At 49.2% G+C, this 13,828-nt stretch carries 12 protein-coding genes; 7 read left to right on the top strand and 5 right to left on the bottom strand.

Going from position 1 to position 13,828, the window contains the following annotated elements; translation table 11 throughout:
- The first annotated feature begins 1 nt into the window (after position 1).
- The 6 genes from moeA to lplT all read left to right on the top strand — a co-directional run bounded on the left by moeA (position 2) and on the right by lplT (position 6,750).
- Positions 2 to 1,261, top strand: coding sequence for a molybdopterin molybdotransferase MoeA (gene moeA / locus BLP53_RS08035; RefSeq protein WP_091471644.1), 1,260 nt, complete (start codon positions 2 to 4; stop codon positions 1,259 to 1,261).
- A gap of 88 nt (positions 1,262 to 1,349) precedes the next feature.
- Positions 1,350 to 2,117 carry a TonB family protein gene (locus BLP53_RS13875; RefSeq protein ID WP_091471643.1) on the top strand — a complete coding sequence of 256 codons (768 nt, stop codon included), beginning with the start codon at positions 1,350 to 1,352 and terminating at the stop codon, positions 2,115 to 2,117.
- An 18-nt stretch (positions 2,118 to 2,135) separates the two neighbouring features.
- Positions 2,136 to 3,596: a sensor histidine kinase gene (locus BLP53_RS08025; RefSeq protein WP_091471642.1), complete on the top strand. Its 1,461-nt coding sequence runs from the start codon at positions 2,136 to 2,138 to the stop codon at positions 3,594 to 3,596.
- Positions 3,597 to 3,694: 98 nt separating this feature from the next.
- Entirely contained in the window at positions 3,695 to 4,156 is a 462-nt protein-coding gene (locus BLP53_RS08020) for a peroxiredoxin (protein ID WP_091471641.1), read from the top strand.
- Between the two features lie 11 nt (positions 4,157 to 4,167).
- Positions 4,168 to 5,562 (top strand): PhoH family protein, encoded by a 1,395-nt coding sequence (locus tag BLP53_RS08015; protein ID WP_091471640.1) that lies wholly within the window; start codon positions 4,168 to 4,170, stop codon positions 5,560 to 5,562.
- 21 nt (positions 5,563 to 5,583) lie between these two features.
- The gene (gene lplT / locus BLP53_RS08010; RefSeq protein WP_091471639.1) at positions 5,584 to 6,750 is read left to right on the top strand and encodes a lysophospholipid transporter LplT; all 1,167 of its coding nucleotides are present in this window, start codon (positions 5,584 to 5,586) and stop codon (positions 6,748 to 6,750) included.
- A 66-nt stretch (positions 6,751 to 6,816) separates the two neighbouring features.
- Here the strand turns inward: lplT and BLP53_RS08005 are convergent, their stop codons facing one another.
- From BLP53_RS08005 to BLP53_RS07985, 5 genes are all read right to left on the bottom strand, one after another.
- Positions 6,817 to 8,142 carry an NAD(P)/FAD-dependent oxidoreductase gene (locus BLP53_RS08005; protein ID WP_091471638.1) on the bottom strand — a complete coding sequence of 442 codons (1,326 nt, stop codon included), beginning with the start codon at positions 8,140 to 8,142 and terminating at the stop codon, positions 6,817 to 6,819.
- 71 nt (positions 8,143 to 8,213) lie between these two features.
- Positions 8,214 to 8,723 carry a c-type cytochrome gene (locus tag BLP53_RS08000; RefSeq protein ID WP_176755253.1) on the bottom strand — a complete coding sequence of 170 codons (510 nt, stop codon included), beginning with the start codon at positions 8,721 to 8,723 and terminating at the stop codon, positions 8,214 to 8,216.
- Positions 8,724 to 8,865: 142 nt separating this feature from the next.
- Positions 8,866 to 9,348 (bottom strand): c-type cytochrome, encoded by a 483-nt coding sequence (locus tag BLP53_RS07995; protein WP_091471637.1) that lies wholly within the window; start codon positions 9,346 to 9,348, stop codon positions 8,866 to 8,868.
- A gap of 230 nt (positions 9,349 to 9,578) precedes the next feature.
- A complete protein-coding gene (locus BLP53_RS07990; RefSeq protein ID WP_091471636.1) occupies positions 9,579 to 10,457 on the bottom strand; it encodes a quinoprotein dehydrogenase-associated putative ABC transporter substrate-binding protein in 879 nt (292 codons plus the stop codon).
- Between the two features lie 245 nt (positions 10,458 to 10,702).
- Positions 10,703 to 12,568, bottom strand: coding sequence for a PQQ-dependent dehydrogenase, methanol/ethanol family (locus tag BLP53_RS07985; RefSeq protein WP_091471635.1), 1,866 nt, complete (start codon positions 12,566 to 12,568; stop codon positions 10,703 to 10,705).
- Positions 12,569 to 12,863: 295 nt separating this feature from the next.
- Between BLP53_RS07985 and pip the strand changes: the two genes are divergently transcribed.
- Positions 12,864 to 13,811: a prolyl aminopeptidase gene (pip, locus tag BLP53_RS07980; protein ID WP_091471634.1), complete on the top strand. Its 948-nt coding sequence runs from the start codon at positions 12,864 to 12,866 to the stop codon at positions 13,809 to 13,811.
- The last annotated feature ends 17 nt before the right edge of the window (positions 13,812 to 13,828 follow it).

Genomic DNA, 13,828 nt, shown 5'->3' with positions numbered 1-13,828 from the left:
TATGCAACACCATCTTTCAGACTTGATAAGCAATCCTTCCTGTGTCGATGATTATGACCCGAATGCTATGTCAGTGACACAGGCGCGCCATTATATCGAACAGTTTTTAGATCCTGTCCGGGAAACAGAGTCCATTGGTATCAAGGACGCATTAGGGCGTGTGCTGGCAGCGCCCATCATTTCCGGCATCAATGTTCCCGGTCACAACAATTCTGCCATGGATGGTTTTGCCTTCAGGCATGCCGAGGGCGACCAGCCGCTCACCATCATTGGCACCGCCTTTGCCGGCCAGCCTTTTAATGCCGCCCTCCCGGCCAATTGCTGTATCAAAATCATGACAGGAGCCGTCATGCCGGCGGATGCAGATACGGTGGTCATGCAGGAGCATACATCTACCACTGGCCAAACAGTGAGTATTCACAAACTTCCGGCATCAGGCGCCAATATCCGCCTGGCAGGGGAGGATATTGCCATGAACCACACCGTACTCCCCGCCGGTCATCGCATACAAGCGGCAGATATGGGCCTGGTCGCCTCCCTCGGTATTCCAGTCATCCAGGCATATCGAACACTGAAAGTGGCATTCTTCAGCACCGGGGACGAACTTGTCAGCATTGGGCAACCACTGCAACAAGGGCAGATTTATGACAGCAACCGCTACAGTTTATGGGGGATGCTGCAATCGCCAGGCATCACAGTCACCGACTTAGGCAATGTGGCGGATGATCCGCAACAACTAGAAAACGCACTCCTGCAAGCAGCCAGTACGCATGATGTTGTCATCACCACCGGCGGTGTTTCCGTAGGCGAAGCAGATTATATGAAAGCGTTACTGGCAAACCATGGCCAAGTATTGTTCTGGAAAATTAACATGAAACCTGGCCGGCCACTGGCATACGGCAAGATTGGTAATGCACATTATTTTGGCCTGCCAGGCAACCCGGTGTCTACCATGGTCACCTTTTACCAGTTCGTGCAGCGTGCGCTCAACTCCCTGATGGGTGAAACCCAACGAGAACAGCCGTCCTTCCAGGTTGAGTGTAGCAATGCCATTAAAAAAGCGCCTGGCCGTACGGAATTCCAGCGCGGCATCTTATTCAAAGAAGGCAGTATCTGGAAAGTGAGCACCCTGGGGCAGCAGGGTTCAGGTATCCTCAGCAGCATGAGCCAGGCAAACTGCTTTATCGTGCTGGATGAACAAACCGGTGCCCTGGAAGCAGGCGCCATGGTCACCGTTCAGCCTTTTTACGGCACATGTTAAATACCCAGGCCCGCCAGAGTGGCGTGAATACCAGAAAATAGCTTATAGTGTCGGGTCGTGATGGGGGTTTTATAATAAGGATGTAGGCGTGCAAGCCGAGTTACAGGGATCAAAACAGTTCAAACATGCATTAGAGTGGTGGCTGCTTGCTTCATTGCTGATTCATGCATTGCTCTTGCTTTTCATTCCCAAGCCCACATACGAAAACCGTCCGGCCAAAAAACAGGAAATCCACATCGAACTGGTCAAACAAGAGGCACCGGCAGCAAAACCCGAGCCGGCCCCGGACAAGCCACAGGCCGTAGAACCACCACCCAGGCCGGTGGCACCCAAACCTGTCGTGACCAAACCAGCAGAACCCAAGCCAACACCACAAAAAGTGGCCCCCATGCCCGAAACGCCACGGGAGCCAACCCCTCCTGCGCCTGAAGTCACGTCACAACCGGTCATCACCGCCTCACCGGCTCCCAATGCAAGCAAATCTGAATTGGTGGTACCGCCCCCTCCTGCCCCGCCGCCGGAGCCTCCCAAAGTAACCGGGCCGAGCGAAGGTGACATTGATGCTGCCCGTAATGCGTTTAGAAGTGCGGCGCATAGAGAGCTGAAAAAGCACCAGCGCTACCCACGTATTGCACAGGACAGAGGCATAGAAGGAGAAGTCAAATTAAGCATCAACCTTGATGACCAGGGTAATATTACCGGCATAGAAATTATGGAATCGAGTGGCAACCGGGCCCTTGATGATGCAGCCACAACGGCCGCGCAGAAATCACAACTGAAGCCTTACTTTCACGAAATACTGCGCGGAAAAATCAACAACATTGTGGTCACAGTCAGCTTTAAGCTGGCAAGCTAGCCCGCGTTGCCCAGACACATGCTCAACGCTTTCTTTTCACGCAAACCCCATGGCAAACCGCTCAGGCATTTGCTGCTCTTTCATGACCTGTACTTTATTATCCTGATTATCCTGGCTGTCGCGAGCGGTGCTTACGGGATTTACCTGTGGGACAAGGCCTCCCAGCAATCCCAGCGCATCAATATCGTGATCCAGGAAATCTACCTGGTCAGGGGGGATTTATATCGCCAAATGAAAGAATTGTTTGATGCCTTCCTGTTGCAGGAAGATACGGCATTGGATGAATATGATGAATATACGGCTTCCATTTTGTCGCATTTACGGCAATTGAGCAGAATTACGATTGATGCCGAGGAAAGAGAAGCGCTCAATGATATTGAACGCAAATACCAAAAGCTGGTGAACGAAGCGCCGAAGTTATTTTATCGGTATAAAAACAATCCGGACCAGCAAGCCAGGAAATCCATTTACCACGATATTGAGATCGGGATCTTCACGCAGTATGAAGAGGTTTCCAAACGGGCAGAGCACTTGCTCATGATTAAGCAGGGCGACATCAAAAACCGCCTGAATGATGCAAAAAACAACTCTATCGCTGTCCTCTCCCTGCCTATTCTGCTGGCCTGCATCTTGATCATCTACTCACGCCGGATTTTAAAAAACGCCATCCTCAGCCCCATTAATGACATCATGATTGCCACCAATGCGATCAGTACAGGCAATCTTGACCACCAGGTTCCAGAAGCCGGTGCGGAGGAACTGGCGATTCTGTCGAGAGAAATTAATAAAATGGCCGAAGATCTCGCTGCCAGTCGGGATGCCCTGGTCAAAAGCGAGAAACAGGCAGCATTGGGCCTGCTGGGCCCCATGCTGGCGCATAATATCCGCAACCCCCTGGCCAGTATTCGCGCCACCGCCCAGGTGATTGACGCGCAGGATAAAGATACACAAGAATCCGTACAGGGCATTATCCACACGGTGGACCGGCTGGAGCGCTGGACTGGCAGCCTGTTGTCCTACTTGCATCCGATCAAACCCATGCTGAACCAGTTGCTGCTGTCATCCATCGTGCAAGGCGCCATCATGACACTGCAGCCCAAACTCAACGAAAAGCACCTCAAGGTCATTGAAAACAGCGCGCACATTAAACGCCTGATCCTGACGGACGAGCACTTGCTGGAGCAAATGCTGTACAACCTGCTGCTGAATGCTGCCGAAGCCTCCCCCAGAGGCGCGGAGATTCAGGTGCAATGTGCATTGTCAGACAATACATTAACACTGGCCATCAGTGACCAGGGCTCAGGCATGCCGTTTAAACCTGACCCTCATGCCATTACACCGGGACCGACCACCAAACGGTTCGGCACTGGCCTGGGCATCCCGTTCGCCTTCAAGGTCTGTGAAGAACTTGGCGGTACCATGCAGTTTGAGAGCGAAGCCGGCCGGGGAACGCTTATCACGATTACCTTTCCACAGTAAGTCTTTTCACCTGATTTTTGCATCTAAATTTTTCTTTTTCTGCTTGCTTAATTTTGTTTTTTTATCAACAATGTAACTAAGTGATTGCCATGAATACTATGTTGAATTCGCCTGTTCCCGCGTTAACCTTGCCAGCAACTTCCGGCCTTCAGTTCCAAACCAGCGACTATTTGGGAAAATTTCTTGTGCTGTATTTTTACCCAAAAGATGCAACGCCCGGCTGTACCACACAAGGTACGCAATTTCGCGACCTGCATGACCAGTTTACTGCGGCCAATGCCGTGATTTTCGGTATTTCACGCGATAGCCTCAAATCGCACGAAAACTTCAAGGCCAAATACAGTTTCCCGTTTGAATTGATCTCTGACAGTGATGAGCTGGCCTGCCAGACATTCAATGTCATCAAAATGAAAAACATGTATGGCAAACAGGTGCGTGGCATTGAGCGCAGCACTTTCCTGATCAACCCGCAAGGCACACTCATCCGCGAATGGCGTGGTGTTAAAGCCGACGGTCACGCCGCAGAGGTGCTGGCCAGCATACAGTCTTTCCACTCGTAAAGTGACTTTCTATGGCACGTGCTCCACAAACCAAACTGTTCGTTCTGGATACCAATGTACTGATGCACGACCCCTCGTCGCTATTCAGGTTTGAAGAACATGACGTTTACCTGCCCATGGTCACCCTGGAGGAGCTGGACAATAATAAAAAGGGGCTGACCGAAGTTGCCCGCAACGCCCGCCAGGCAAGCCGTTTCCTGGAAGAAATCATCGCCGGTATAGAAACCGACAAACTGGAAGAAGGCTGTCCGCTCGGCATCCAGGGCAATCGCCACCTGACTGGCAAGTTGTTTTTCCAGACGGAACATGTCCCCACAGATTTACCAGGGCTGGCTGGCAGCAAGGCAGATAACCAGATTATCAGTGTCGCACTGTCCCTGAAAAAAGCAGCGCCGAAACGCAACGTTATCCTGGTTAGCAAGGATATCAATATCCGTATCAAGGCGCGCGCCATGGGCGTACCATCTGAAGATTACTTCAATGACAAGGTGCTGGAAGACAGCGATATGCTGTACACCGGTGTGCGCGAATTGCCAGAGGATTTCTGGGAATCCCACAGCAAGGACATGCACTCCTGGCAGGAATCTGGCCGCATGTTCTATAAAATCACCGGCCCGGTGGTGAAATCACTGCTGATCAATGAATTTGTATTCTATGAATACAACAAACCGTTTCATGCCATTGTACGCAAGCTGGAAGACAACTCGGCGGTGCTTGAAGTCGTCCAGGATCATATGAACCCCAAACACAGTATATGGGGCATTACGGCACGTAACCGCGAGCAGAACTTTGCCCTCAACCTGTTGATGGATCCCGACATTGATTTTGTCACCCTGTTAGGCCAGGCGGGCACGGGTAAAACATTACTGACGCTGGCAGCCGCCCTCACACAAACCCTGGACAAAAAACGCTACTCGGAAATCATCATGACCCGTGTCACTGTCCCGGTCGGCGAAGATATCGGCTTTTTACCAGGCACTGAAGAGGAAAAAATGGCGCCATGGATGGGTGCCCTGGAAGACAACCTCGATGTGCTCAACAAAACGGATGAAGACGTTGGCGAATGGGGTCGCGCTGCGACACAGGACCTGATTCGTACCCGCATTAAAATCAAGTCATTGAACTTTATGCGTGGCCGCACTTTCCTGAACAAGTTCCTCATCATTGATGAGGCGCAGAACCTGACGCCGAAGCAAATGAAAACCCTGATTACCCGTGCCGGCCCCGGCACCAAGGTAGTCTGTTTGGGGAATATTGCACAAATTGACACACCTTACCTGACTGAGGGTAGCTCGGGGTTGACGTATGTCGTTGACCGCTTTAAGAGCTGGCCACATAACGGCCATATTACGCTGGTACGTGGTGAACGTTCGCGCCTGGCAGATTTTGCGGCTGAGATTCTGTAGACATCCGTCTACGCTGTTGTCATGGTCAAAGGTTTTTATACCCTTTTAATTGCCCAGTTTTTATCGGCGATTGCCGATAATGCATTACTGTTTGCCGCCATTGTATTGCTCTCCAAACTCAATGCGCCCAGCTGGCATGAGCCATTACTGCGTGAGTTCTTTGTTATTTCCTACATTGTCCTGGCCCCTTTTGTAGGGCCTTTTGCTGACGCGCTACCCAAGGGGCGCGTCATGTTCATGAGTAACGGCCTGAAATTTGTTGGCTGCCTGCTGGTACTGGCAGGTGTACCCCCACTGTATGCCTATGCAGTTGTCGGCGTAGGTGCTGCCGCCTACTCGCCAGCCAAATATGGCATTCTGACCGAAATGCTGCCGTCCCATTTGTTGATCAAAGCCAATGCCTGGATGGAGGGAACCACAGTGACCGCCATTATTCTCGGCCCCGTATTAGGAGCGACGATGGCGGCCAGTAACCCCTACCTCGGTATTGCGTTTATTACTGCACTGTACCTACTGGCAGCCGCCTTCAACTATTACATTCCCAAAGTCCCCATTGACCACCAGGTGGAGCAAAAAACACTGCGGTTCTTGCTCAAGGACTTCTGGCATGCCTTTATTACTTTGTGGAAAGATCCGCAAGGACAAGTCTCATTGGCTGTCACGACATTGTTCTGGGGGGCAGGGGCAACCTTACAGTTTGTCGTATTGAAATGGGCGGATATCCGGCTCGGCTTTTCCCCCCAGCAGGCGACCTACCTGATCGCTATTCTGGCTGTTGGCGTGGCTGTCGGATCAGTGATTGCTTCACGCTACGTTCAGTTGGAAAATGCTGTCAAAGTCTTGCCTGCCGGCATTTACATGGGCATTCTCGTCATCAGTATGATCCTGATCCACAGCCCTGTACTGGCAGGCATTTTATTATTCGTGATAGGGATATTGTCAGGTTATTTCCTGGTCCCACTGAACTCCTTGCTGCAACACAGAGGGCATCATTTGCTGGGAGCTGGTCACTCGATCGCCGTGCAGAATTTTAACGAAAATATTGGCATATTGATTCTGCTTGGCGCTTACACCTGGATGATAGGAGCGCACTTCAACATCAATACCATCGTGACAATCTTTGGTGTTTTCATTATCCTGAGTATGGCACTGATTACCTTTGTGTATCGCAAACATTTACAGCGTTAAGCCAGCAGAAACCTAAATAAAAAGGGCGCTTTATGCACCCTTTTTATTCTCTTATACGCTACGCGCTTAATGCAACTTGACGTGCGGTTCCGTACGGCGGGAAATGATACGCCCAATCGTATGTACAATCACGGCAAGCACGCCATGCAAGGCCATCAAATGCATTTTGTACAAACTGCGGTACATGACCCTGGCAAACAAACCCTGGATGTACATACTACCGCCGGCGACTGCCCCCATCAGGCTTCCCACGGTGGAATACTTGCCAAGATTTACCAGAGAACCGTAATCGCGGTAATGGAATTCAGGCAGGTTACGTTTGCCGGCAACACGCGCCTTGACTGTCTTGATTAACAGTGATGCCTGCTGGTGAGCAGCTTGCGCACGCGGAGGCACTGTCGTGTCATGCCCCAGCCAGGGGCAAGCCGCACAATCGCCAAACGCAAAAATATTTTCATCACGCGTGGCTTGCAGGCTCTGATTCACCACCAGCTGATTAATCCTGTTTGTTTCCAGTCCATCGATATCTTTCAGGAAATCCGGCGCTTTAATCCCCGCCGCCCACACCACCAGCTCTGCTGGAATAGTACGGCCGCTATGCGTAGTAATTCCTTTAGGGGAAACCTCGGTCACACGCTCACCGGTAAATACATCCACGCGCAATTTACGCAGTTCTACATCTACCGCATAGGATAACTTGGGCGGTAAAGCAGGCAAGATGCGATCACTGGCCTCAATCAGCGAAATCTTGACATCACGATCCGGGTCAATCTTGTCCAGGCCGTAAGCCGTTAATTCGCGTGTCGTATTGTGCAACTCGGCTGCCAGCTCAACGCCTGTGGCACCGGCGCCCACAATGGCGACCTCCAATTGGCCAGGTTTTAATGGCTCAGGCTGGGTTTGTGCTCGCAACAAGGCATTGTGCAGATAACGATGGAATTTCTGTGCTTGCGCCTGTGTATCCAGGGCAATCGAAAACTCACGCGCACCTTTAATGCCAAAATCATTCGTGGTGCTACCCACCGCAATAATCAAGGTATCGTATTTGAATGAGCGACGCGCAATAATTTCATTACCGTCTTCATCGTGTACCGGTGCCAGCAAAACCTCGCGCGTACTACGGTTCAGGCCATCCATGCGGCCCAGACGGAATTTGAAATGATGCCAGTGCGCCTGTGCCAGATATTCCAGCTCGTGACGGTCAGGGTCCATACTGCCTGCTGCAATTTCATGCAGCAATGGTTTCCACACATGGGTTCTTGTTGCATCAATCAGGGTAATACGGGCCTTTTTCTTTTTACCCAGAGAGTCACCCAGTTTGGTTGCCAATTCCAGGCCACCAGCACCGCCACCTACAATGATGACATGATGCAAATCATTTTCGTCTGTCACACTCTATCCTTCAAATAAAAAAGCGCGCCTGCCGTACTGCCAAGCGCGCACAACATTACATTATTATACCGCTATTCGTTGCCTGTAATTTTGGCATGGCTGCGAATAAAAGCGATGACTTTCAATACATCATCCGGCTTCAAACCGTCATCCGGCGCCATCAGGCCAAAACCTTTAGCGCCCATACCGCCATTGGTGCCATGCCAGATGGTTTCAAACATGCCTTTGTTGGTGGCATTCTTGGCATAACGGAAATTCTCACCGGTCAAACCGGGACCGACAGCACCTTCACCATGGCCACCATGGCAAGCGACACAAGAAAACAGGTTGAATTTTTTCTTGCCTTCCTTAATCGCCTCTTCGTTACCGATATAAGGATTTTTGCCTGTACTTAAAAATTCTTTTGCAGCCGGCGTATCAAACATCTTAGTGTCAATTTCCATCGGCTGACCATCTTGCGTGGCCACAAATTGAATGGCCTTGATATCCTCTGCCGATGCTGAACCTGTGGCTGACTTATCAGTATTCCCACACGCGCCCAATAATATCGCCAATCCTGATGCTAACAACAAACCTTTCATAATTCCCCCTATCTTTCCATCCCTCAAAACACCCTGAATTGAAACAGTTTTTATTATTCTTATTATGAGTAAACCGCTTGAATCATTGTGCCATAAATACAAAAAACGGTCACCTGGGTGACCGTCTTATCTATACTGGATATTACTCGTTACCAGTCATTTTCACAGTGCTGTTGCTACGCACAAAAGAAATCACTTGCAACACTTCGTCTGGCTTCAAACCATCATCTGGAGCCATCAAACCAAAACCTTTAGCGCCCATACCACCATTGGTACCATGCCAGATAGTTTCGAACATACCTTTGTTAGTGGCATTTTTAGCATAGCGGAAGTTAGCACCGATCAAGCCTGGGCCTACAGCACCTTCACCATGGCCACCATGACAGGCAACGCAGGAGTACAGATTAAAAATCTTTTTGCCTTTTTTGATGGCATCTTCGTTACCGATATAAGGATTTTTGCCTGTTGCCAAAAACTCTTTAGCGGCTGGTGTATCAAACATCGCCTTATCGATATTGAGAGCAGATCCGTCCTGAGTCGCTGAAAAAGTAACATCAGCCACTGCGCCTGTGGCAAATGCCAACAGTGAAATCATCAATGCTGATTTAAGTGTGTTGCCTAACATGTTTTCTCCTAATTCTAAACAAAATGAGCGGCGCCAACTGGAAATCTGAACAATCGACGCATGCCCATTTAACGAATCGTTCCATAAACGGTTGACGAATACTTCTGAATAATTTCAGAATGTTTCACAGAGCCATTTCAAAACAAGTCCCAGATTTTACTGAGTTTTTTTTTCGCTGTCATTGAGTAATGTACTGTTTATAAAATTTTTTCATATCTTTCTATGAAGTGTTAGTTTTTATACACACTATCCCCCTCAACCACCGGGACAGTAGGAATACCGTACTCTTTCAGGATTGCATCAATCTTGCTTTTATTGCGTTCCAGCGCTTCATTAATCACTTTGATACGGTCTTTATCTTTCTTCCTGACAGCCACTGAGATATTCCAGTACTCCTTACCCTTCAGGTTGACCTTGTTATATTCGGGAATCAACCGCACTTCCAGTGGCACTTTGGATTGTTTGGCATAATAACCGGCAATCGGACCCCACATAATGGCGACATCGATCTTACCGGCGACCAGGTCATCAATGATAAAGCTGGTAGGCAAATTCAGGTCACGTTGCAAACGATAAGGCCTGGCATTGGTCATCAAATCATGATCATTGAGAGGAATCGTGGCCGGACTCTTATCCACAATGCCGATGATGCCCTTTTTCAGGTCTGGAGAACTCCAGTCCGTGATGTTGTAGTTGCTATCCTTGCGCCAGACAAACACATGGCCTGAACGATAGTAAGGTGTAGAAGTGCGCAAAGCATCAAAGTCCGAGGTCATGCCCATGATGACATCACAGCGCATGGCGTTAATCGTATTACGCAAAAAACCCTGGCGATTATAGGCATATTGGAATGTCAACTTTTTGCCGAGGTCATCAGCCAGGATTTTGGCGATTTTATCTTCAAACCCCTCCAGCTTCAGATTGGAGAAAGGCATATTATCCGGGTCAGCACACACTTTAAACTCCGAATCATCTGCTACACGACGTACTTCACCGATCCGGCCTTCGTCGGGGTTAATAGATGGAATGTCTATTTCTTCTGCAAATACCGCTGTTTGCGTTACCCACAAAAATCCAATCGCACCCAATATATTCCATGTAATTTTCATCTTGACTTCATCCTTTATTGTGGTCATTACCTGTCGCGTTTGGAGTATTTAATTACTGCAAAAGTTCTGCCAATTCACGACAACCGCAATCATCTTATCTTGAATGCGTTTCTATTTGTAGCCAAAACGCAGTTTAATTTCTTTTGCTTTTCCAGAATCATGAATTTCATGAAAAAAAACACCCTGCCGAAGCAGGGTGTTTAAGGTTAATGTATTTCTACAAGTAACTTGAAATCAATTTCAAATTACAGTGAGAACACATTCAGTGCGCCACCGCCAGGAGCAGCGTTGTACTTGGTCAGTTCTTTGTAACCACCAGCAGCACCCAGTGCGTCTGTGTCGTTAGTCATACCCAAGTTCATCGCAACACCAGCCCAACCGCCGATACCGGACAGTACGCCAACGTATTGCTTGCCTTTGTGGCCGTAGGTGAATGCGTTACCGATCACACCGGAGCCAACCTGGAATTTCCACAGTTCTTTACCGTTTTGTGCATCAACAGCCTTGAACCAGCGATCCAGGGTACCGTAGAACACCAGGTCAGACGCTGTAGTCAGAGCACCGCCCCAAGCAGAGAATTTCTCTTTGTTGTACCAGACTTTTTTGTTGGTCATTGGGTCGTAAGCACCGAAACCACCCATCACGCCGTCAGGACCAGGGAACATGGTCAATGTTGCACCCACCCATGGTTGACCAGCAACGTATTTGGACTCAACTGGCTCATATGTCATACATACGTGGTTCAATGGTGTGTACATCAAGCCTGTTTTTGGAGAGTAGGCAGCTGGCTGTTGGTCTTTAGTACCCAATGCAGATGGGCAAACACCCTTAGCGTTGTAGTCCTGGTGAGTAGAAGCAGATGCCAGTTTGTCAGGTACCCCTGTTTTCAGGTCTACACTGTTAGCCCAGTTAACGAATGGGTGTACTTTTTGAGCAGCAACCAATGTACCGTTGTTAGCTTGCCATGTGTAGATGAAACCGTTGCGGTCATGGTGCCATGCGTATGTTTTGCCACCTTTGTCGAACAGGATCACTTCGTTAATACCGTCGTAGTCCCACTCATCGTGTGGTGTCATTTGCATGCCCCATTTAGCCACGCCAGTGTCCAAATCACGTGCAAAAATAGTCATGGACCATTTGTTGTCGCCTGGACGTACGTCTGGGTTCCAAACAGATGGGTTACCTGTACCGTAGTAAACCAGGTTGGTACGGGCATCATATGGCCACCAGCCCCATACGGAACCACCACCATGTTGCCAGCCATCTTTAACAGCCTGTGGTTTCAACCAGGTACGTGTACCCAATTCTTTTTCGCCAGTTTTCAGCTGGTCGTTAGGGATTTTCTTGAAAGAACCACCCTCTTTGTTACCGCCGTTTACGTCTTGGTAAACAGACAGTGCATTGTATTGAGGATTGTCTTTGTTGAAGTCAGCACCAATCAGTACTTCAGCGTCAGGACCTGTTGAGTAGGCTTTCCATGCCAAAGAACCGTCTTTGATGTTGTATGCAGCGATAAAGCAACGTACGCCGAATTCAGCACCTGAACAACCGGTCAATACTTTGTCTTTGTAAACGTGTGGAGCGTTAGTGTTAGTAGCACCGACTTTTGGGTCAGTGTTTTTAACATCCCAGACTTTAGCACCGGTTTTTGCATCCAGAGCGATCAGAACGCCATCGTTCTGTTGCAGGAAGATTTTACCGTCGCCGAAACCCAGACCGCGAGAAACGTTATCGCAGCACAGAACTGCTTGAACGCTTGGGTCTTGTTTAGGGAAATAGGACCATACGATTTTCTGGTTGTCGTTCAGATCCAGAGCGTATACGTTGTTTGGGAAAGCAGTGTGAACGTACATCATGTTGCCCACAACCACTGGCGAACCTTCGTGACCGCGGTTTACACCGGTTGCGAATGTCCAGGCAGCTTTCAGGTTTTTAACGTTACCCTTATTCACTTGTGCCAGGGTGCTGTAACCTTGGTTTAAATAATTACCACGTGGGTGGGTCCAGTTGTTTGCATCCTTCATCGCAGCTTCTTGGTCAGCAGCGGCGAATGCAACCATTGGCAGCGCAGCAACCAGGCCCAAAGCCAGTTTGATTTTATTAACTTGCATATTGATCTCCAAAGTTAGTACTAAGGGTTTAATATTAAGTACGCGTCCATCAGGGAAACCTGAATTAATCCGCGCACTTTACACACCACCGACAAGGGAAATTTTCCTGAACTACACTAAAAATTTCTCACTTGTCGCACGTGAGGATTGCAATATAGAACAATTTGTTTTCAATTGCAACAGTTTGGTTACAAATTGGTTACAATTTTTTCGACTTTGTTTTTGTTATTTTTTTCGTCTAATATTGCCCTGAAAAAATATTTTTTAAATCATATAGTTAAAAAGAATAGATACTATGAGCACCTTGAGTCTGTATCCGGAATGCACCCCCTTTCATCACGAGTTATTCGCTGTCAGTTCAGGGCATACGCTGTATGTGGAACAATGCGGGAATCCGGCAGGCGTTCCAGTGATTTTCCTGCATGGCGGCCCCGGTAGTGGCTGTAATCCCGCGCAGCGACGTTTTTTCGATCCGGCGCATTACCATATTATCCTGTTTGACCAGCGCGGCTGTGGCCGCAGCCAGCCAGCGGGTGAAACGCAAGACAATACCACCCAGGCACTAGTGGCGGATATCGAAGCCATTCGCAAACATTTAAATATTCAGCGCTGGCATGTATTTGGCGGCTCCTGGGGAAGCACACTGGGGCTGGCCTATGCCACGCAACATCCTGAACCGGTCATCAGCCTCACATTAAGAGGCATATTTCTTAGCAGGCCACATGAAATCAACTGGTTTCTGGGGCAGGTCGCGATCTTTTTTCCGGAAGCCTGGCAAAAGTTGTTACAGGATGTTCCGGCAGATCAGCAGGAACATATCCTCGAATACTACGCCAACCTGGTATTCCAGTCAGATACGGCTATCAGCATCCCGGCCGCCATTCGCTGGAATGCATTTGAATCCAGTATTATGAGCTTACACCCCAAGGAAGACAGTTCAACCATAGATGGACCAACAGAATTAGCACGTGCGCGCGTGCAAATTCATTACATCCGGCATTTATGCTTCGTGGATGGCGATCAATTGTTACAACTTGCTGCATCAACACTACGCCATATTCCAGCCACCCTCGTGCAAGGCCGTTACGATATGGTATGCCCGCCACAAACGGCCTGGGAATTGGCACATGCCATGCCACAGGCGCAATTTGTCATGGTGCCGGATGCCGGTCACTCGGCGATGGAGCCTGGTACATGCCAGGCGTTGCTGGCGGCCACAGAACAATACAAGACGCTGGCATAACCGGCGCCGGGCGGAAA

Source organism: Methylophilus rhizosphaerae (assembly GCF_900100975.1).
GTDB lineage: Bacteria > Pseudomonadota > Gammaproteobacteria > Burkholderiales > Methylophilaceae > Methylophilus > Methylophilus rhizosphaerae.
This window is presented reverse-complemented; position numbering and strand designations above follow the sequence as displayed.

Bases quoted from the DNA above. Each gene is read 5' to 3' on its own strand.
- BLP53_RS08000 (WP_176755253.1), bottom strand. From the start codon at position 8,723: ATGAAAGGTTTGTTGTTAGCATCAGGATTGGCGATATTATTGGGCGCG.
- BLP53_RS08015 (WP_091471640.1), top strand. From the start codon at position 4,168: ATGGCACGTGCTCCACAAACCAAACTGTTCGTTCTGGATACCAATGTA.
- BLP53_RS08020 (WP_091471641.1), top strand. From the start codon at position 3,695: ATGTTGAATTCGCCTGTTCCCGCGTTAACCTTGCCAGCAACTTCCGGC.
- lplT (WP_091471639.1), top strand. From the start codon at position 5,584: ATGGTCAAAGGTTTTTATACCCTTTTAATTGCCCAGTTTTTATCGGCG.
- BLP53_RS07985 (WP_091471635.1), bottom strand. From the start codon at position 12,568: ATGCAAGTTAATAAAATCAAACTGGCTTTGGGCCTGGTTGCTGCGCTG.
- BLP53_RS08025 (WP_091471642.1), top strand. From the start codon at position 2,136: ATGCTCAACGCTTTCTTTTCACGCAAACCCCATGGCAAACCGCTCAGG.
- BLP53_RS07995 (WP_091471637.1), bottom strand. From the start codon at position 9,348: ATGTTAGGCAACACACTTAAATCAGCATTGATGATTTCACTGTTGGCA.
- BLP53_RS07990 (WP_091471636.1), bottom strand. From the start codon at position 10,457: ATGAAAATTACATGGAATATATTGGGTGCGATTGGATTTTTGTGGGTA.
- moeA (WP_091471644.1), top strand. From the start codon at position 2: ATGCAACACCATCTTTCAGACTTGATAAGCAATCCTTCCTGTGTCGAT.
- pip (WP_091471634.1), top strand. From the start codon at position 12,864: ATGAGCACCTTGAGTCTGTATCCGGAATGCACCCCCTTTCATCACGAG.